The 18,657-nt window shown below is 63.5% G+C and carries 14 protein-coding genes and 3 pseudogenes; 2 read left to right on the forward strand and 15 right to left on the reverse strand.

All coding sequences use genetic code 11. The features are described from left to right. Nucleotides 1-39 precede the first annotated feature (39 nt). The 5 genes and pseudogenes from MAA8898_RS20080 to MAA8898_RS26855 form a co-directional block, all read right to left on the reverse strand. Nucleotides 40-732: a hypothetical protein gene (locus tag MAA8898_RS20080; protein ID WP_094022822.1), complete on the reverse strand. Its 693-nt coding sequence runs from the start codon at nucleotides 730-732 to the stop codon at nucleotides 40-42. Nucleotides 733-891: 159 nt separating this feature from the next. Further along, nucleotides 892-1,479: an ATPase gene (locus MAA8898_RS20085; RefSeq protein ID WP_094022823.1), complete on the reverse strand. Its 588-nt coding sequence runs from the start codon at nucleotides 1,477-1,479 to the stop codon at nucleotides 892-894. Then, nucleotides 1,476-1,832: a TA system antitoxin ParD family protein gene (locus MAA8898_RS20090; protein WP_094022824.1), complete on the reverse strand. Its 357-nt coding sequence runs from the start codon at nucleotides 1,830-1,832 to the stop codon at nucleotides 1,476-1,478. Before MAA8898_RS20090 ends, MAA8898_RS20085 begins: the two co-directional genes overlap by 4 nt. A 103-nt stretch (nucleotides 1,833-1,935) precedes the next feature. Then, a pseudogene (locus MAA8898_RS27325) lies at nucleotides 1,936-2,095 on the reverse strand (transposase); the annotation flags it as partial. Between the two features lie 55 nt (nucleotides 2,096-2,150). Beyond that, a pseudogene (locus tag MAA8898_RS26855) lies at nucleotides 2,151-2,330 on the reverse strand (integrase core domain-containing protein); the annotation flags it as partial. A 437-nt stretch (nucleotides 2,331-2,767) separates the two neighbouring features. Here MAA8898_RS26855 and MAA8898_RS20095 point away from each other — a divergent pair. Further along, a pseudogene (locus MAA8898_RS20095) lies at nucleotides 2,768-4,161 on the forward strand (NCS1 family nucleobase:cation symporter-1). Nucleotides 4,162-4,273: 112 nt separating this feature from the next. Here MAA8898_RS20095 and MAA8898_RS20100 read toward each other — a convergent pair. The 7 genes from MAA8898_RS20100 to MAA8898_RS20130 all read right to left on the reverse strand — a co-directional run bounded on the left by MAA8898_RS20100 (nucleotide 4,274) and on the right by MAA8898_RS20130 (nucleotide 13,612). After that, nucleotides 4,274-5,416 carry a DSD1 family PLP-dependent enzyme gene (locus tag MAA8898_RS20100; protein WP_094022825.1) on the reverse strand — a complete coding sequence of 381 codons (1,143 nt, stop codon included), beginning with the start codon at nucleotides 5,414-5,416 and terminating at the stop codon, nucleotides 4,274-4,276. A gap of 311 nt (nucleotides 5,417-5,727) precedes the next feature. Next, a complete protein-coding gene (locus MAA8898_RS20105; protein ID WP_094022826.1) occupies nucleotides 5,728-7,149 on the reverse strand; it encodes an L-serine ammonia-lyase in 1,422 nt (473 codons plus the stop codon). Nucleotides 7,150-7,152: 3 nt separating this feature from the next. Beyond that, nucleotides 7,153-8,427, reverse strand: coding sequence for a serine hydroxymethyltransferase (glyA, locus tag MAA8898_RS20110; protein WP_094022827.1), 1,275 nt, complete (start codon nucleotides 8,425-8,427; stop codon nucleotides 7,153-7,155). Between the two features lie 77 nt (nucleotides 8,428-8,504). Next, entirely contained in the window at nucleotides 8,505-9,035 is a 531-nt protein-coding gene (locus MAA8898_RS20115; RefSeq protein WP_094022828.1) for a sarcosine oxidase subunit gamma, read from the reverse strand. Nucleotides 9,036-9,047: 12 nt separating this feature from the next. Next, the gene (locus MAA8898_RS20120; protein ID WP_094022829.1) at nucleotides 9,048-12,050 is read right to left on the reverse strand and encodes a sarcosine oxidase subunit alpha; all 3,003 of its coding nucleotides are present in this window, start codon (nucleotides 12,048-12,050) and stop codon (nucleotides 9,048-9,050) included. Next, nucleotides 12,047-12,346 carry a sarcosine oxidase subunit delta gene (locus tag MAA8898_RS20125; RefSeq protein WP_094022830.1) on the reverse strand — a complete coding sequence of 100 codons (300 nt, stop codon included), beginning with the start codon at nucleotides 12,344-12,346 and terminating at the stop codon, nucleotides 12,047-12,049. Before MAA8898_RS20125 ends, MAA8898_RS20120 begins: the two co-directional genes overlap by 4 nt. A 12-nt stretch (nucleotides 12,347-12,358) precedes the next feature. Then, the gene (locus tag MAA8898_RS20130) at nucleotides 12,359-13,612 is read right to left on the reverse strand and encodes a sarcosine oxidase subunit beta family protein (protein ID WP_094022831.1); all 1,254 of its coding nucleotides are present in this window, start codon (nucleotides 13,610-13,612) and stop codon (nucleotides 12,359-12,361) included. 127 nt (nucleotides 13,613-13,739) lie between these two features. Between MAA8898_RS20130 and MAA8898_RS20135 the strand changes: the two genes are divergently transcribed. After that, complete coding sequence (locus MAA8898_RS20135; RefSeq protein ID WP_094022917.1) at nucleotides 13,740-14,723, forward strand: GlxA family transcriptional regulator; 984 nt, start codon at nucleotides 13,740-13,742, stop codon at nucleotides 14,721-14,723. A gap of 69 nt (nucleotides 14,724-14,792) precedes the next feature. On the opposite strand, the gene MAA8898_RS20140 is transcribed toward MAA8898_RS20135, so the two are convergent. From MAA8898_RS20140 to MAA8898_RS20150, 3 genes are all read right to left on the reverse strand, one after another. After that, the gene (locus tag MAA8898_RS20140; RefSeq protein ID WP_094022832.1) at nucleotides 14,793-16,253 is read right to left on the reverse strand and encodes a sodium:solute symporter family protein; all 1,461 of its coding nucleotides are present in this window, start codon (nucleotides 16,251-16,253) and stop codon (nucleotides 14,793-14,795) included. A gap of 487 nt (nucleotides 16,254-16,740) precedes the next feature. After that, on the reverse strand, nucleotides 16,741-17,862 hold the full coding sequence (locus tag MAA8898_RS20145) for an ABC transporter ATP-binding protein (RefSeq protein WP_176445251.1): 1,122 nt from the start codon (nucleotides 17,860-17,862) through the stop codon (nucleotides 16,741-16,743). Beyond that, the gene (locus MAA8898_RS20150; protein WP_094022833.1) at nucleotides 17,862-18,656 is read right to left on the reverse strand and encodes an ABC transporter permease; all 795 of its coding nucleotides are present in this window, start codon (nucleotides 18,654-18,656) and stop codon (nucleotides 17,862-17,864) included. The genes MAA8898_RS20145 and MAA8898_RS20150 overlap by 1 nt, the downstream gene beginning before the upstream one ends. Nucleotide 18,657 lies beyond the last annotated feature (1 nt).

An 18,657-nucleotide genomic window follows, 5' to 3' on the forward strand; every position in this document is an offset into this window, starting at 1 on the left:
GCGGGACCGGCCAGCTGCCCGGTTTTTGTGCACCTGGTGTCAGGCCGCGTCGGCGGGGACCTTGAGCGTCACGCCGCGCGCCGCGCAGGCGGTCAGCAGCGCCTTCAACCCATCCTCGAAGGCGTCGCCGGGGATGGGCCAGCGCGTGCCGTCGCGGTGCACCAGGGCGACACCCCGGCCGGGGCGCGAGACCATCAGCGCGCCCGCCGCGCCGGGCTGTCCGGCCGCGACCAGCAGCGGCGCCAGCGGCCGCACAGGGCGCACAAGGTCGCTGCGCCAGGGCTCTACCGCGGCGATCTGGTCATAGCGCCAGGCGCGGTGGCGCAGCCCGGTGTCGGCGCGCAGCGCCTCGGCCCCCAGCTCCAGCGCAAAGACCCCGCGTTTCCAGCCGATCACCAGCAGGCTGACAAAGACCGCCCCCAGCGGCCAGACCAGCAGGGCGGAGGGGTGCAGCGCGCCTTCGATCCGCGAGACGAGCAGCGGCAGGCCGACAAAAGCCGAGACCAGCACGAGGCCCATGAGATCGGGAATCACCACGGCCGGGCCGCGCCGGTAGCGAAAGGCTCCGGCGGGCGCGGCGGGCACCGGCCAGAAGGCGTACAGGCCCAGCGCCAGCGCCAGCACGGCCAGCGACCCGAGCAACGGCAGCGCGCCCAGCGTTGCCACGAACCCGATCCCAGCGGCCAGGCTGAGCGCCCGCTGCAAGGCCATGTGCATCCCGCGTTTCGTCATCCCCTGCCTCCTTGCGGAGGTCAGCCTGTCACGCGGGGAGTGATGCCGCCTTGCGCTGGGTCAACCGTGGTGGGGCGCCGAACCGATGCGTAGGTCTCCAGGCCGCCCCCGTGATGGCCCGAGGCGGGCACAAATCGGGGCAAGGGGCCTTCGGCGCGGTCAGATCACCAGGTCGGCGGCGTAGGCATCGAGGATCCATCGGGGGAGCACCGGCGCCGCCTGGGTCAGCCGCCCGCCCGCAAAGCCCAGCATTTGGCGCGGCGGCGTGTTGAGCTCCGAGTTGTCGAAGACCATGCCACGGTCGGCCCGCAGCACCGCTTGCCGGATCAGCGGCTGGCTGCGCAGGTATCGCGCGCGGATCTTGTCCTCGGGGACATCATGGCCGCCCTCGGCCCGGCGTTCCCGCACGCGGGCGACCGACAGCTCGGGGCTGTCGACCCCGACATGCATGACCACGACAAGATAGCCCTGCGCGCGGGCGGTTTCGATCACCTCCAGCTTGGACGGGTGGGAAAACACCGTCTCTGCGGCGAAACTCCGGCGGGCTGCGAGCATCTCCTGCCGCCGCGTTTCGGCGATGCGCGCCGCGTCGTAGGCGGCCTCCATCGACGGGTCGCGCAGCTCGTCCCGCTGGATGATGTCGGCATTGATGAAAGGACCCGCGAAGCTGGGCGCCACGCGGGTCTGATACAGGGTGGTCTTGCCGGCGCCGTTGGGTCCGGCCAGCAGGACGAGGCTTGGCCTCATGCAGCGGCGTCGTTCCTGGCGTGGACCAGGTTCCCGCCGGCATCAAGGCCGACCCCCTGCCCCAGCTTGTGCCGCCTGGCGTGGAAATCCTCTTCCGCCCTGGAAGGCGCGGCCATCTTGTCGGTGAAGGCATCGAGCCAGGCCGTCTCTTCCTCTTCGGTCAGGCTGGTGGTGTCCAGCCGGCCCTCGAGCGCGGCGGTGATGCGGGCATGGTCATAGGCGCCGGACTGCTCGATCGCGCGGCCGATCCGGAGCCAGTGGGTGATCTGCCCGGCCACCGAACGGCTGTGCAGATCGGCTTCGCGGCGGACGAGGGCCATGACCTCGTCGGCAAGTTTCACGGATTGCGCCATTTTCGCCTCCTTGATCTGGAATAGAGGTAGCAAAATGCCACCTCAAAGTCAAGGATCGGGGTGTCATGGTCTGAGGGGCTGAACGGCCCCGCCCCGGTGTGCTGCGCTTGGACCGGATCGAGTGGAGGATCTGCAGCAGGCTGGCCCGGATCAGCCTTTCGGGCGCGAACCACGGACGACCCTCCCCCGGCGCAGGGCCGGTCGAATGCGTCATCCGGCACGCGCAAAGCCTGGTTGGCGACGGAGCTGATCTTGCGCAGCGGCTGCTGGACTGCGCTCCTCCAGGGAGAAGTGGTTCGGGTGATTTGAACAGGTTCCGGGCGTTTTGCCGTCAAGCGATGAATGTGGGCGGCGGACCTTGTAGAAGCCGAGATAGCGACCGATCCCGGCGCGGGCTACCGAGACGCCGGCGCGGGCCCGCGGATGGGCCTCTTTGTATTTGAGGGTCGGCCAGAGGCGCTGCCCGAAGACGTTGTCGCGCCAGGCTCCCTTGCCATCCGTTGCCGTCAGTGCATTGCCACTGCCGATGTCACGAGAGGCCTGCTGATCCTGGGGGCGGCCCGCACCTTGATGACGTCGGTCGATGTGACCTGGCTGCCCGGCAGCTGGTCTCTCCCCCGTTCTCGAGGCTCGGCGTCCGCCAACCGCGCGCACCCTCGAACGGAGAATGCCGCGGAAGAGACCGTCAACCCAGTCAGTTCACGCGCAGAATTTGGGGGCTGGGGAACTCTCGGACGTGGCATGATGGCACCAGGTTCCGCCACGCGCCGCGCCTGTTCGAAGCTCTGCTTATAGGATCATTGTCACTATAAATGCTGAAAATACCGGACTTCGTGCGAAGATGCGGCAGAAACGGCAACATCGCCACACAAGAGGGACAAAGGGAGGAATCCATGGCTTCATTTGAGTCAGGGCATGTGTCGCATGGCGGCACGATGGACGCAGAGGGCAACACGCTCAATCCGGCCGGCGCGGATGAGAAGACCTGGGGCGCATTTGCGATCTTCAACATCTGGGCCAACGACGTTCAGTCGCTGTTTGGGTATTCGCTCGTTGCATCCTTGTTCATCTCGTTCGGCGTCGGGGGATGGACGGCCTTTGCCGCGCTGATCACGGCCGGCCTGTTCGTGATGTGGATGGTCAATCTTTCCGGCGCACCCGGTGAGAAATACGGCATCCCTTATCCGGTGGTGGCCCGGGCGAGCCTCGGACGCAGGGCGCGAAGCTGCCTGCCATTCTGCGGGCCATTGTCGCGGTGTTCTGGTATGGCGTTCAGGTCTATTTTGCCTCAACAGCCGTCGCATTGTTGATCTACTCCGTCACGGGTGTGTCCGGTGGCACAGAATACCTTGGCCTGTCGGCGGTTGACTGGATTTCGTTCCTGATCGTCTGGTTCTTTCACATCGTGATCTTCTGGCGCGGCATGAACTGGGTCGAGACCTTCCTGAACATCGCAGGGCCGTTTGTGTACCTTGTGATGATCGGCCTGGTGATCGTGCTGTGGCAGCGTTCTGATGGCCAGCTTCTCGAGGCAACGGCCACGATCTTTGCCAACCCCGAAGGCACCTTCTGGTCCGAAGCCAAGGGCTTTATCGCAATTGTCGGAACGATGGTGGCCTACTTCGCGGCTGTCATGATCAACTTCAGCGACTTTTCGCGCTATGCGAAGGACAAGAAGACAATGATCCTGGGCAATCTCTGGGGCCTGCCGTTCAACATGATCCTGTTCTCGGCGCTGGCGCTTCTGACAACCGGCGGCGCGGCAGTCGTGTTCGGAGAAGAGATCATCAACCCAACTGAAATCGTGGAGCGCACGGACAGCGTTCTGCTGGGGATCATCGCGGCGATCACGTTCTTTGCGGCAACCGTCGGCATCAACCTGGTGGCGAACTTCATCCCGGCGGTGAACGGCATCGCCAACCTGTCGCCTGACAGGATCAGCTTTCGCAAGGCTGGTTTGATCACGTCCTTCTTTGCGCTGGTGATCGGCGGCTTGTGGGTCAGCTTCATCAGCCAGGTCGGGATCGGCGGCTTTGTGAACACGCTTGGCGCGGTTCTTGCCCCCATCTTCGGCATCATGATCGTGGATTACTACGCACACCGCAAACAGCAGTTGATCGAAGCGGACCTCTACAACATGGACGGTGGCATCTATCACTACGACAACGGCTGGAACTCGGCCGCGGTCAAGGCCTTCGGTGCCGCAGCGATCTTCTCGGTCGTGACGGTCTGGGTGCCCTGGTTCTCGGTGCTGTCCGGTTTCAACTGGGTGATCGGCGCTGTTCTGGGCGGCGTCATCTACAACGCAATCGCGAAGAAGCCTGCCTGACGGCCGACTCGGGGAAATGTCACGAAAGAGGCCGATGGGGTGTCATCCCCATCGGCCTTTTCATTGATTTCGGCATCGAACCCCAAGCCTTTCGAGGCGATCCCCGGCCCTGCTACCACCCGCCAAACCGCGGCCATGTGGCCAGCGGCGCGTCTCGTTTGGCGGGAATGACGTGGTAGTGACCATGCTGCGCGGCCGTGGCGCAGGCATGGTTGGGCAAGATACGCAATTTCGTGCCAAGCGGTAGATCCGGGGTACCGCCGTCGAAGCCGGAGCGCGGGGCGATGACACCGTGCTCCTGGTTGGCCTGGATGACGATCAGCCCGGGAATGACCTTGCCCGCCGCGTCACAGACAATGCCATAGCCCTGATCCACCCGCTGGCTCGCCGTGCCGCGATCCCGCGACATCGCCATCCAGCCCGCATCGCAGATCGTCCAACCGCGCGTCGTCTGATGTCCGATGACCGTGGTCAGAACGCTGAGCGCGATGTCATCGACATCGCAGACGTCGATCCCCGCCATGACCAGGTCAAAGAAGACATAGACGCCGGCGCGCATTTCCGTCACGCCGGTCAGGTCTTTGGCCGCATGGGCGGTGGGGGTCGAGCCGACGCTGACAACCGGACAGGGCAGACCCGCGCCGCGCAGCCGGTCGGACGCATCGACAACGGCGCGCCGTTCCTGTTCGGCGCAGACGGCCTGTGCCGCGCGTCCGACGGCGCCATAGCTTTCGCCCGCATGGCACAACACGCCGCACAGCTCTGCACCGCCCGCATCCAGGGTGCGCCCGACGTCGATCAAGGCCGGATCGTCTGCCGTCAGCCCGCTGCGGTGCCCGTCGCTGTCGATCTCGATCATGGCCGGGATCGCGATCCCGCAAGCCCTTGAGGCCGCCGCGACGGCCTCGGCCTGCGCGACACTGTCCAGCAGGACGATCAGCCGACATCCCGCACGGTGCAGGGCAACGACGCGATCCAGCTTGTCCGGGCTGATGCCAACAGCATAGAGGATATCCGCGATCCCTGCCTCGGCAAAGACCTCCGCCTCGGCAAGCGTCGATACCGTCGCCGGCCCGTTTCCACCCGCCAGAACATGGCGCGCGGCGTCGACGCTCTTTGTGGTTTTCAGATGCGGCCGCAAGCGCACCCCAAGAGACGCCGCATGTCGCGAGAGGCGATCAATGTTGCGGTTCATGCGGGCCTCATCGACCAGCAGGCAGGGGGTGGGCAAAGCAGACAGGCGGGCGTCGGACATGGGGGACTCGGGCGTTCTGGGGTTTCAGGGAAAAGATCGGCAATTCAAGCAGGGACCGACACAGCAGGACCCTGGATGAACCCTGCCAACAGGCTTCGGACCTCATGCCGCAAGCGAATACGGACATGGCCACCCTACCCGGCTTTGGCGACATCCACGAGGATGTATTGAACGCCTTGGGCGACGACAAACCCGTCGCCGCCACTGTCAGCACAAATCGCTGCGCGGGACATGCCGGTCCCCGGAGCCCCCGCGCAGGGTGGTTTCTGGATGTACTGCGGCTGGAGGATGACGCCGAAACCGGCGTCAGTTCAGCACTCCGGCATGTTGACGGCAAGGCCTCCGAGACTCGTTTCCTTGTACTTGGTGTTCATGTCCTCGCCGGTCTGGCGCATGGTCTCGATGCAATTGTCGAGCGGCATGAAGTGCATGCCGTCACCGCGCAGGGCAAGGCTCGCGGCGCTGACGGCCTTGATCGCCCCCAGCCCGTTGCGTTCGATGCACGGCACCTGCACCAGCCCGGCAACGGGATCGCAGGTCATGCCAAGGTGATGCTCGAGCGCGATCTCGGCGGCATTTTCGATCTGCTCGTTGGTGCCGCCAAGCGCTGCGCAGAGCCCCGCCGCCGCCATGGCAGAGGCGCTCCCCACTTCGGCCTGACAGCCACATTCCGCGCCCGAGATCGAGGCACGGTGCTTGATCAACCCGCCAATGGCTGACGCCGTGAGCATCAGGGTTTCCACACCCGCCTCTGTGGCACCGATGCAGTGGTCGCGATAGTAGCGGACAACCGACGGCACCACTCCCGCCGCGCCGTTGGTGGGCGAGGTCACGACACGTCCCCCCGCGGCGTTTTCCTCGTTCACTGCCATCGCATAGACGCTGAGCCAGTCATTGGCGACATGCGGCTGGCTGCGGTTGTTTCCGCGTTCGGCCAGGAGCTGTTCGTGGATCGCCTTTGCCCGCCGCTTGACACCGAGGCCCCCGGGCAGGATGCCATCCATCCGCAAACCGCGGTCGATACAGGTGTTCATCACGTCGCAGACGCGGGTGATCTGGGCCGACAGTTCGCGCGGCTGGATGTTCTGATGGGCGCATTCATTGGCGCGCTTCATTTCGGCGATGCTCTTGCCCGATGCGCGGCCCATCTCCAGCATCTCTGCCGCCGACCCGAAGGGATAGGGATAGCCCATCGCCTTTTTCTCGGCGTGCAGCGACTGGGTCTTGGCGGCCTTTTCCGCCTCAAGCTCGGCCTTGGTCACCACGAACCCGCCGCCGACCGAATAATAGGTCTGCGTCATGTAGGGATTGCCGCGTTCGTCGAACGCGCGCAGCACCAGCCCGTTGGCATGGCCCGGCAATGGCGGGCCATAGTCAAACACCAGATCGGTCTCGGGGTCGAAATCGAGCGTCCCCAGACCTGGCGGGCTGATACGCTTGGTCTTTCTGACTTCGGCTTCCAACGCCTCTGCGGCGTCAGGATCGAGCGTGGCGGGCAGATACCCGATCAGCCCCAGGATCACCGCGCGGTCGGTCGCATGGCCCTTGCCGGTAAAGGCGAGAGACCCGTGCAGAGAGGCGCCGAGACGGGCAAGCGTGCCCGCCCCCGGAATTTTCTCAACCCCGCCGCGCAGGTCGTCGAGGAACCGCGCGGCAGCGGTCATCGGCCCCATCGTGTGCGATGAAGAGGGGCCGACACCGATCTTGAAGATATCGAAGACCGAAAGGAACATGGCCTACACGCCGCTGGCGTAGATCGGGTGGGCTTTGCACAGGGTCCGCACCTCTTCCAGCACAGCCGCCTCGACGGCCGCATCGCCCTCGGGGTTCGCCGCGAGCGCGTCGATCACCTTGAGCACCAGTTCGCCCACCTTGCGGAATTCCGCCTCGCCAAAACCGCGCGTCGTGCCTGCGGACGAACCAAGACGCACGCCGGAGGTGACAAAGGGCTTTTCCGGATCAAACGGAATGGCGTTCTTGTTGCAGGTCAGCCCTGCCCGTTCCAGCGCGATTTCCGCCGCCTTGCCGGTCACGCCCTTGGGGCGCAGGTCGACCAGCACCATGTGGCAATCGGTGCCGCCCGAAACCACGCCCAGGCCGCCCGCAACCAGCACGTCGGCCAACGCACGCGCATTGGCGATGACGTTCTTTGCATACTGCTTGAACGACGGCTCCAGCGCCTCGCCAAAGGCCACGGCCTTGGCGGCGATGACATGCATCAGAGGCCCGCCCTGGTTGCCGGGGAAAACGGCAGAGTTGAACTTCTTGGCCAGGGCTTCGTCATTGGTCAGGATGATGCCGCCGCGCGGGCCGCGCAGGGTCTTGTGCGTGGTCGATGTCACGACATGGGCATGCGGCACCGGATCGGGGTATTCACCGGCCGCGATCAGACCCGCATAATGCGCCATGTCGACCATCAAGTAGGCGCCCACTTCGTCGGCGATGGCGCGGAAGGCGGCGAAATCCATCGTGCGCGGATAGGCAGACGCGCCGGCAATGATCAGCTTGGGCTTTGTCTCCAGCGCAACCTTGCGCACGTTGTCCATGTCGATCAGCAGATCGTCCTTGGACACTTCATAGCTGACCACGTCGAACCACTTGCCCGACATCGTGACGGGCGAGCCGTGCGTCAGGTGGCCACCATGCGCGAGATTCAACCCCATGATGCGGTCGCCCGGCTGGAGCAGGGCAAGGAACACCGCCTGGTTGGCCTGCGCGCCGGAATGCGGCTGGACGTTGGCAAAGCCGGCGCCAAACAGCTTGCGCAGCCGGTCGATGGCGATCTGTTCGACGGTATCGACATGCTCGCAGCCACCGTAATAGCGGCGACCCGGGTAGCCTTCGGCGTATTTGTTGGTCAGGACGGAGCCTTGGGCGCGCAGGACATCAAGGCTGACGATGTTCTCGGACGCGATCAGTTCGATCTGGTTCTGCTGGCGGTCAAGCTCAAGGCTGACGGCATCGGCGATTGCCTTGTCGGAGATGCGGGTGGGATCGGCTTTGTCGAGCATGGAATGGAGCCTTTCAGGCGTGAAGAGGGGATCGCACCCCGAAACGGGGCGCGTTGCAACGAAAGCTGGGAGGGCCGTCAAAGGCCTATGGCGAGCTCGCGCGTGGCGACTTGCAGCAGGCCCAGGACATGCGGGGCGAAGGACCGCCAGACCTCAAGCCGGAACGCGTCTTCGCTGTCGCGGATCAGCACGACCTGCGCATAGTCGAAGAGGGTGCGCTTGGCCCCGCCCACGGGAATGCGCGACAGGTCCACAGGACACGCGACCGACAGCAGGTCCGCCGCGGCAGGCCCGGTGATGCCAATCGTCAGCTCGCGATCAGAGATCACGACGAGGCTGTGGGGCGTCTTTTCGCGGACCTTGTCAAAGGCGGCGACAATCGCTTGCTGGTCGGCTTCGGCCGCGTGCAGCAACCATTCGTCCGGCCCGATGCACCAGGCGGCGCGATCGCCGTTCTGCGCACCCTGCCCGATCTTTGCCGGCAGGGTCGGGCCAAAGGCCTTTGAGGCGACCGCCAGATCCGCAGGCGCGATGCGCAGGTTGAAGCGGGCCACCGGCGGCAAGACCTTTACAGCGACGGCATCGAAAGACGTTACGGGAGCATTCATGATCTCACCTCCTCATTCGACATTCAGGCGGTCACCCGCCGGGTCATAAAACACCGTGCCGGTGACCTTGGCGGGAATGGGGTTTCCGCTTTCGTCAGGCACATACAGCGTCTGTTCCATCCGGTCGAACCCGCCCTCGACCACGGCCATGGCGATGGACCGGCCGAGCGCCTCGGACCAGTAGGACGAAGTCACATGACCGATCATCTTCATCGGCTTGGCCTGCTTGGGGTCATCGACGATCTGTGCGCCTTCGATCAGCACGGTCTTGGGATCCTCGGTGAGAAGACCGACCAGCTGCTTGCGCCCCGGCGCCACGATGTCGGGCCGTTCCAGCGAGCGTTTGCCGACGAAATCCTTTTTCATCTTGCCGATGGCCCATCCGATCCCGGCATCCTGCGGCGTGACGGTGCCGTCGGTGTCCTGGCCGATGATGATAAAGCCCTTTTCGGCGCGCAGGACGTGCATGGTTTCGGTGCCATAGGGGCAGATGTCGTATTTCTGACCTGCTTCCCAGAGCTTTTCCCACAGCGCCTTGCCGTGACGCGCGGGTACGTTGATCTCGAACCCCAGTTCGCCGGTAAAGCTGATCCGGAACAGCCGCGAGGGGAAGCCCGCGACGGTGCATTCCACGACCGACATGTGCGGGAAGGCCCCGGCGGAAATATCCGCGCCCTCGACAAAGGGCTCCAGCAGCTTGCGCGCATTGGGACCGTTGAGCGCGATGGTCGCCCATTCCTCGGTGGTGGAGGTCAGCCAGACCTTGAGCTCGGGCCATTCGGTCTGGAGGTAGTCCTCCATCATGTTCAGAACCCGCGCGGCACCCCCGGTGGTGGTGGTGACATGGAACAGGTCATCGCGCATCCGGCCGATGACGCCATCGTCACGGATGAACCCGTCCTCGCCCAGGAGCAGGCCATAGCGGGCACGGCCCACGCCCAGCTTGGTCCAGGGGTTGGTGTACATGCGGTTCATGAACTCGGTGGCGTCGGGGCCGGAGACCTCGATCTTGCCCAGCGTGGAGGCGTCGAAGATGCCGAGGCTCTCGCGGGTCGCCTTGCATTCGCGCGCCACGGCCTTGTGCATGTCTTCGCCCGGTTTGGGGAAGTACCAGGCCCGGCGCCAAAGCGCGACCGGCTCGAATTCCGCGCCGTTTTCCTCGGCCCAGCTGTCGATGGGCGTCTTGCGGGTGACTTCGAAATGCGCGCCCTTGTGATAGCCCGCAAAGGCCCCGAAGGTGGTCGGCGTATAGGGCGGGCGGAAGGTCGTCAGACCCACCTGCGGTGCTTCCTTGCCAAGCGCATCGGACGCAATGGTCAGGCCGTTCATGTTGGACAGTTTGCCCTGATCGGTCGCCATGCCGTTGGTCGTATAGCGCTTGACGTGTTCGATGGATTTCATGCCCTCACGCACGGCAAGGCGAATGTCCTTGGCGGTCACGTCGTTCTGGAAATCGACGAAGGCCTTGGCCTTGCCCGGGTTGCGGTCGGTGGGCAGCTCCTTTTGCGTGATGCCGGTGCCGGTCCGGTCGTCTGCAATCTCGTAGGTTGCAAGCCCGGCCTTGCCGCCCATCGACGTGACGGCGTCGGCTCCGGCCTTGGTGCCGTCTTCAAGCGCTGCGGCAATACCCCAGAGCCCGCGACCGGCCCCGGCAATATGCACGTCTTCCGTCTTCTTGCCGGGCAGATAGGCCTTGGCCTCCGGATCCCAGTCGAGAGAGCCCTTTGTGTGCGAGAACAGGTGCAGCGACGGCGTCCAGCCTCCGCAGACCATTACGGCGTCGCAGAACAGCAGATGCGCCGCACCCACCTTGCCGTTGCGCACAGGATTGACGCGCAGCGCCTTGACCCGCAGCCGGCCCTTGGTGCCGGTCGCGGTGTAGCCGAGATACGTCTTGATCCCGCGTGCCTGCGCCGCGTCCTTGAGGGCCTGTGCAACGTCACCACGTGTATCGACGATGGCCACGACCTTTGCGCCCGCATCGGCCATGTCGAACGCGCTGTACCAAGCGCTGTCGTGGCTGGTCAGAACCACGGGTTCTTTACCCACGAGCACGCCGAACCGGTTCAGGAAGGTCTGCGCGGCCCCGGCCATCATCACGCCGGGCACATCGTTGCCGTCGAACACCATGGGGCGTTCGATGGCGCCCTGGGCCAGCACGACCTCTTTCGCGCGGACCCGCCACATGCGTTCGCGGGGCGCCCCTTGGGGCACGTCGCCCATGTGATCGGTCAGCTTCTGCACCATGCCGATCATGTTCTGGTGGTAATAGCCGATCGCGGTGGTGCGCGTCATGCGGCGCACGTTGGACATGCCGTCGAGTTCTGCCATCGCCGCGGCCAGCCAGTCCCAGGCCGGTTGCCCGTCGATCGAGACCGAAGGTTCGGACAGGAGCGTGCCGCCCATTTCGGGGGCTTCGTCCACCAGAACCACCTTGGACCCCGCACGCCCGGCCGTCAGCGCCGCGGCGATGCCCGCAGGGCCGGAGCCGATCACCAGCACGTCGCAATGCATGTAGCGGCTGGCATAGGTGTCGGGGTCGACCTCGGTCGGGGCCTTGCCCAGACCGGCGGCCTTGCGGATGATCGGCTCGTAGACCGAGTCCCAGAAGCTGCGCGGCCACATGAAGGTCTTGTAGTAGAAGCCGGCGGAAAACAGCATGTAGAGCCGGTCGTTGATCGCACCCAGATCGAACTTGAGGCTGGGCCACTTGTTCTGGCTCTCGGTCTTCAGGCCGGGATAGATCTCCTGGATCGTTGAGCGGGTGTTGGGCTCGAACCGGCCCTTGCCGCGGGTGGTGCCGATCAGGGCATTGGGCTCGTCCGACCCGGCAGTGACCACGCCGCGCGGGCGGTGATACTTGAAGCTGCGCCCCATGAGGTGCACGCCGTTGGCCAAAAGCGCCGAGGCGACGGTATCGCCCTCGAAACCGCGATAGGTCTCGCCGTCGAAGGTAAAATTCACCGGCTTGGCGCGGTTGACGCGGCCCCGGCCATTAACGCGAAAGTCGCTCATTTTGCGGACTCCTTGGCGGAGGTGTCGGGACGGGCCTCACCGGCCTTGTAGGTGGTCACGAAACGGTCGCTTACCGTGTCGCGAAGGGCGTTGAAGAAGCGCCCGCAGCCGTTGATGTGCCGCCAGCGTTCGGCGTGCACACCCTTGACGTTGGAACGGATGAACAGGAAATCGCGCCATTCCTCATCACTGAGTTTCGACGGGTCGGCCGGGCGTGCGATATGCGCCTCGCCCGCGTAGGCGAATTCCAGTTCGGGAAGCGTATCGTCGCAATAGGGGCAATGAATCAGAAGCATGTTTCTGTCTCCTCAGTGCGCAACGGCGGCGGCTGCGGCCTCGTCGATCAGACGGCCGGTTGTGAAGCGTTCGAGTGTGAAAGGCGCGTTGATCGGGTGCGGTTCATCCTTGGCAACCGTCCAGGCCAGCGTGTGCGCCGCCCCCGGTGTCGCCTTGAACCCGCCGGTGCCCCAGCCGCAATTGACGTAGAGACCCTTGACCGGCGTCTTGCCCAGGATGGCCGACCGGTCCGGCGTCACATCGACGATCCCGCCCCATTTGCGCAGCATCCGCATGCGGTTGAAGATCGGGAACACTTCGCAAATCGCCGCGACCGTGTGCTCGATCAGCGGCAGGCCCCCGCGCTGTGAATAGCTGGTGTACTGGTCGGTGCCCGAGCCGATCACCAATTCGCCCTTGTCGGACTGGCTGATATAGGCGTGCACGGTGTTCGACATCACGACGCAGGGGAAAACCGGCTTGATCGGTTCCGACACAAGCGCCTGAAGCGGGTAGCTTTCCAGGGGCATCCGTACGCCCGCGCTGTCCATCACGACGCTGGTGTGACCGGCGGCGGACACGGCAACCTTCTTGGCCTTGATAAAGCCCTTGGCGGTATCGACGCCCTCGACCGACCCATCGGCTGCGCGGCGGATCGCAATGACGGGGCAGTTCTGAATGATGTCCACGCCGCGCTTGGCCGCGGCCCGCGCATAGCCCCAGGCGACGGCATCATGCCGCGCGGTCCCGGCGCGTTTTTGCAACGCGGCACCCATGACCGGATAGCGCGCATCGGGCGAGATGTTCAGCGGCGGGCAGAATTCCTTGGCTTGCTTGGGTGTCAGCCACTGGTTGTCGACGCCGTTCAGCCGGTTGGCGTGGATGTGACGCTGGAAGGACTGCACGTCATGCACGTTATGTGCCAGCATCATCACGCCGCGCTTGGAGTACATCACGTTGTAGTTCAGTTCGGTCGACAGGTTTTCCCACAGGTCGAGCGCGTGATCGTAGAGCTTGGCGCTCTCGTCATAAAGGTAGTTCGACCGGATGATCGTCGTGTTGCGCCCGGTGTTGCCACCGCCAAGCCAGCCCTTTTCGATCACGGCGACATTGGTGATGCCATGTTCCTTGGCGAGGTAATACGCAGCACCCAGACCATGACCGCCCGCGCCGACGATGATCACATCGTACTCGGCTTTGGGCTGCCTGTCGGGCCATTGCTCGGGCCAGTTCTTGTGGCCGCTCAGCGCGTTCTTGAGCAGCGAAAAGCCGGAAAAATGGGTCATTTGCGTAGCCTCTGGTTTGTAGGGGAGCGGTCTGGAAACTGTGTCGCACAGCCCTCCCGAAGTTCATTGTACTATCGCGTCAGAAACGCGGTATATTTGCGCAGACACCTGTTCCGGGATGCCCGACATGAACTCCAAACCTGCCTTGAAAATCGGCTTCATTCTGGCGCGGCAATTCACCTTGTCGGCCTTCGCGAACTTCGTGGATGTTCTGAGGCTCGCGGCAGATGAAGGCGATCGCTCGCGCCCGATCCTTTGTTCCTGGCGCATCGTCTCTGCGACAATGAACCCGGTGGTCTCCAGCTGCGGAATCCCGGTGCAACCCGACGAACGTCTGGGCGATCCGGGCAAATTCGATTACATGGTCGTGGTCGGGGGACTGATACCGGCAATCCAGGATCTCAATCCGGACTACATCGCCTATCTCAAGCGCGCGGCGCAGGCCAATGTCCCGATCGTCGGAGTTTGCACCGGCGCGTTCATCCTGCACCAGGCGGGCCTGATGGACGGCTATCGCTGCTGTGTCAGCTGGTTCCACCACAACGATTTCCTGGAACAGTTCGAAGGGCTTATCCCGATCTCCGACCAGATCTTCGTTGTGGACCGCGATCGTCTGACCTGTTCTGGCGGGGCAAGTTCGGCGCATCTGGCCGCCTACCTCGTGGACCGGCATATCGGGCAGGCAGCGGCGCGCAAGAGCCTGAACATCATGATCATCGACGAAGCGCAGACGCCGGAAAACCCGCAGCCCGGCCTGCCGATCGAATTCACGACTTCGGACAAGCTGGTCAGAAAGGCGTTGCATCTGATTCGGCAGAACGTGGCGACACCATTGACCGTCAGCCAATTGTCAGATCGCCTGAAGGTCAGCCGACGGCGGCTTGAACGTCATTTCGGCGAGGCGCTGCACCTGTCGCCCGCCGAAGCCGGCATATCGGTTCGGCTGAACTTTGCCCGGCACTTGCTGGAAAGCACGGATCATTCGGTCACGCACATCGCCTCTGCGGCGGGGTTTTGCGATGCGTCGCACTTCAGCAAGGTGTTCCGCAGCCGTGAAGGCGAAACCCCGCTTTCCTACCGCCAGCGCACCCTACGCGGCATCCCGGCGTGACATGGTGACGCCCGAAAAAAAAGGCGGCCCCTTGCGGGACCGCCTGGTCTTCGACACCTGCGGGAGGGGTCAGGCCATTTCCACCCGCTGCTGGATGCCCATGGTCATCAGGCTGACGAGGACATAGAGCCCGGACGAAACCACGCAGCCCGTCAGCGGCCCGACGACCCAGCCCGCATCGGTAAACAGCAGCAATCCGCCCGAGGTCACGAAACCGCCAACCATCGCTGCCAGCGCACCGTAGGCATTGCCGCGCCAGATTGCCGAGACGAAAATCGGCCCGACCAGAGTTGCCAGCAGCGTGCCGGTGCCCAGGATACCGAGGAACGACAGCAGCGTCGGCGGCGCGAAGAACACCATCAGCAGCCCGACAAATCCGAACAGCACGATCGCCCCGCGGTTGATGAGCAATGTCGTCTTGGGGTTCGAATGCATCGGGTTCACCGCCACCCGCAGGTCATGCGACGCCGCGGACGCGACGGTGTGGAGCAGCGAGTTTGCCGTCGATTTCATCGCAAACAGGATGCAGAGCGTGATGAACCCGCCCAACGCCGGATGCAGGAAGGTGTTCAGGTAGGTCGGCATTGCCTGATCCGCCTGCGCCAGTTCCGGCATCTTGACCCGCATGTAGAGACCGACAATCGGAATGAGCGACAGGATGCAGCCGAACGGCGCGACGTACATCGCGACACGGTGAAACTTCACGTCCGGCCGGAAGGCAAGGAAACGGACCGCCATGTAGGGCAGCACCGCCGAGAACATGAAGGCATAGGGCAGGATCAGGAAGACCGACCCCTTGCCGGCCCCGTAGGGGTCCGAAGTTTGCGGATTCACCAGGGTCGGGTCGATGGCGCGCAGGCTCTCGATCAGATGCGCCGGTGACATATCGGCAAAGATCTGGCCGCAGATGATGACCGCAGCGATCAACATGCCCATCAGCATCAGGGTATCGGTCCAGGCAACGGCCGTCAGGCCACCCAGGACGGTATAGATGATGATGACCGCGACCATCAGCGTTGCGGCATACCCCGCAGGAAGATCGAGCCAGCCCGCCGCCAGGAGCCCGACAGCCTTGATCTGGCTGGTCAGGAAGACGAGCAGAAGAACGATGGTGATGATTGCCGCAACGCCCTGCACAAGACGCCCCAGACCGCCTTCGCCATGCAGGCGGGCCGCGTATTCAGGGATCGTGCAGCTGCCAAGGACCTCGGCGCGTTTCGACAGGTAATTCGCAAAGAACAGCACCGCAATCACCATCGCGGGGGCGAACATGAAGTTCCCCAGCAATTCAATGGCGCCGTATTGATAGGCAACGCCGGGCGAGCCCATGAAACCCCAACCGGAAAAGCCGGTCGCGACGATGGTTGATGCGCCGACGAAAGGCCCAAGAGACCGGCCCGCAAGCAGGAAGCCGGCTTCGTCACCCTGTTCGTCCTCCACGACAACCTTGCTGGATTTCCAGCCAAGCCAGATCAGCACGCCGAACGACGCGAGCATGATCATCCAGTTGAGAATCAAAGAATTCTCCATGTCCCAGTTCCTCCTATGGGAATGTCATCGCGTTGCTCCGGCGACGGCTGGACCAACGCGTTCGGTCGCGCTATTTTCCGAAGCCGAGTTCCTTCACCAAAATGATGATGAACGTCAGCGCCAGCGTGGCCAGGTTCAGGATCGCGAACCAGTCCAGCACCCAGGAATCAAAAAACATCTGTTTCTCCTTGGTTGTGAGCGAGTGGGAAACGCCCGTGTCCGGGACCCGGCCAGAGGCGTCGGCGGCAACCCCGGGGAGCTGTCGTTTGCGATCAGGTGCTCGGGGCAGTAGGGCAAGCCCGTGGTGTCCGGCCTGGCCTGGTTGTTGTCATCGGTGATTTTCAGGATGCCATACCCGCAAAGCCACCAGCGCCGGGCTGGTGGATTCGGGTGGTGATCATGGATTTCATCGGGAAGACCGTGCCGCGTTGCGGCACCGTTTCAGCCTAGCTGTACAGGTCCAGGCCGATCTCTCGGCCTGGTTGGATCACTTGTTCTCGCCGGGCAGAACATGGCAGTGTTCCGGCGCCCAATGGACAACGACCTTGGAGCCCGCGTGAAGGTTGAGCAGCGACAGCTCGTCATGGCTTTTCTGGACCTTGATCTCCTGGCCCTCTGCGGTCTCGAGAAAGACCATCGCCGTTCCGCCAATGAACTCTTCGCCCGCAACGCTGGCGACGATCCCGGATTGCCCACTCTCCGGCAGGCTCAGTTGCATGTTCTCGGCGCTGACGATGAAGGTCACTTTCTGCCCCTGCCTGCCGTCCGGCAACTCGGACCTCGGAAGCGCGATTTGCCCACCCTCATAGGTCACCTGCCAGCCGTCCTCACCCGCCGCCCCTTGAACCACACCGTCAAAGATGTTGGCAGACCCCAGGAACTCGGCGACAAAGCGATTGTAAGGCTCGCGGTAGATCTCTTCGGGCGTTCCGATCTGTTCGATCTGCCCCCGGCTCATGATGACCACACGATCGGCCATGGAGAACGCTTCGGACATCGAGTGCGTCACGTAGACGAAGGTAATCCCCAGATCCTTTTGCAGGTTTGACAAGACCGCCTGCATACGCACCTTGAGATGGGCATCGAGCGCGGAGAGAGGTTCATCGAGCAGCAGGATCTTCGGCTCCGTCACCAGCGCCCGGGCCAGGGCCACACGCTGTTTTTGACCGCCCGACAACTGATTGATGTTGCGCTTCGCGAACTCGGTGATCTGCATCTTCTCGAGCCACTTTGCCACGCGCTGCTTGCGTTCCTCTTTGGCGACACCCCGCATCTTGAGCGCAAAATCGACGTTTTCCTCAACTGTCAGAAACGGGAACAGAGCCAGGGATTGCCAGACCATCGGCGTATCGCGATCCCAGGTGGCCTTGCCGTTGACCTTCTCGCCATCGAGATAGATCGCGCCTTCGGTGGGATCCTCCAGGCCGGCAAGCATGCGCAGCGTCGTGGTCTTGCCACAGCCGGATGATCCCATGATGGCCAGGAACTCGCCGCGGCCAATCTCGAAATCGGCCTTTTCGACTGCAGTGAAGTTCCCGAACCGCTTTACGACATTGTCAAACTTCACAATCGCGTCGGACTTCTGTTCCATTTGTGCGTTCGCTTTCATTATTTCTTGTCCTCCGGACTACGCAGCAGAAGCTGGGCCAATATGATCAGCGTCATCGAGCTGAGAAAGGCGAGAGAGCCGATGGCATTGATGCGCGGGCTGACCTGACCTTGCAGGAAGCCAAGGATTTTCACGGGCAGCGTCTCGTTGAGACCCGAGACGAACCAGGCAACCGCGAATTCATCGAAGGAGACGGCCATGGTGATGAACAATGCCGCAAAGATCGACGGCTTGGCGAAGGGGATGATGACGTAGCGCAGGGTCTGCCATTGGTTGCCGCCCATGTTCCAGGACGCGGCTTCGAGATCGGGATCCATCTGCGACAGGCGCAGCCGGATGATGGCCATCGCGAACGGGCTGCACATCACCCCATGCGCGATGATGACCGAAATCGTCGTGCCGGACAGGTTCACGCGGCTCAGGAAGGCCAGCATTGCCAGACCCATGATCACGACGGGAATGGTCGGCGGCAGGAGTGCGAGCGCAAGGTAAAAGGATTTGCCGGTGAAGTTGTAGCGGAAGTCCGTGTAGGCCCCGCCAAAGCCCAGCAGGGTGGCGATGACGGCGACCGTCAGGCCCACGACCACGGTATTGGCAAAGCCCTGCCAGACCAGCGGATCCTCCCAGATCAGGCGATACCATTCGGTCGAGAACTCGCCCAGCGGGAGCGACGGAAACCTGTCGGAGTTGAGCGAAAAGACAAAGCTTCCGGCGATCGGCGCAAAGATGAACAGCAGGCAAAGCGCGATATGCAGCTTCAGCAGGCCGTTGATGATGCGGTTTTCGTTCCCCATC

Origin of the sequence: Antarctobacter aquimaris (genome assembly GCF_900184945.1) — a bacterium.
Lineage (GTDB): Bacteria > Pseudomonadota > Alphaproteobacteria > Rhodobacterales > Rhodobacteraceae > Maliponia > Maliponia aquimaris.

What these genes read in the sequence shown, in the direction of transcription:
- MAA8898_RS20080 (WP_094022822.1), bottom strand. Translation starts at nt 732, where the DNA reads ATGACGAAACGCGGGATGCACATGGCCTTGCAGCGGGCGCTCAGCCTG.
- MAA8898_RS20085 (WP_094022823.1), bottom strand. Translation starts at nt 1,479, where the DNA reads ATGAGGCCAAGCCTCGTCCTGCTGGCCGGACCCAACGGCGCCGGCAAG.
- MAA8898_RS20090 (WP_094022824.1), bottom strand. Translation starts at nt 1,832, where the DNA reads ATGGCGCAATCCGTGAAACTTGCCGACGAGGTCATGGCCCTCGTCCGC.
- MAA8898_RS20100 (WP_094022825.1), bottom strand. Translation starts at nt 5,416, where the DNA reads ATGTCCGACGCCCGCCTGTCTGCTTTGCCCACCCCCTGCCTGCTGGTC.
- MAA8898_RS20105 (WP_094022826.1), bottom strand. Translation starts at nt 7,149, where the DNA reads ATGTTCCTTTCGGTCTTCGATATCTTCAAGATCGGTGTCGGCCCCTCT.
- glyA (WP_094022827.1), bottom strand. Translation starts at nt 8,427, where the DNA reads ATGCTCGACAAAGCCGATCCCACCCGCATCTCCGACAAGGCAATCGCC.
- MAA8898_RS20115 (WP_094022828.1), bottom strand. Translation starts at nt 9,035, where the DNA reads ATGAATGCTCCCGTAACGTCTTTCGATGCCGTCGCTGTAAAGGTCTTG.
- MAA8898_RS20120 (WP_094022829.1), bottom strand. Translation starts at nt 12,050, where the DNA reads ATGAGCGACTTTCGCGTTAATGGCCGGGGCCGCGTCAACCGCGCCAAG.
- MAA8898_RS20125 (WP_094022830.1), bottom strand. Translation starts at nt 12,346, where the DNA reads ATGCTTCTGATTCATTGCCCCTATTGCGACGATACGCTTCCCGAACTG.
- MAA8898_RS20130 (WP_094022831.1), bottom strand. Translation starts at nt 13,612, where the DNA reads ATGACCCATTTTTCCGGCTTTTCGCTGCTCAAGAACGCGCTGAGCGGC.
- MAA8898_RS20135 (WP_094022917.1), top strand. Translation starts at nt 13,740, where the DNA reads ATGAACTCCAAACCTGCCTTGAAAATCGGCTTCATTCTGGCGCGGCAA.
- MAA8898_RS20140 (WP_094022832.1), bottom strand. Translation starts at nt 16,253, where the DNA reads ATGGAGAATTCTTTGATTCTCAACTGGATGATCATGCTCGCGTCGTTC.
- MAA8898_RS20145 (WP_176445251.1), bottom strand. Translation starts at nt 17,862, where the DNA reads ATGAAAGCGAACGCACAAATGGAACAGAAGTCCGACGCGATTGTGAAG.
- MAA8898_RS20150 (WP_094022833.1), bottom strand. Translation starts at nt 18,656, where the DNA reads ATGGGGAACGAAAACCGCATCATCAACGGCCTGCTGAAGCTGCATATC.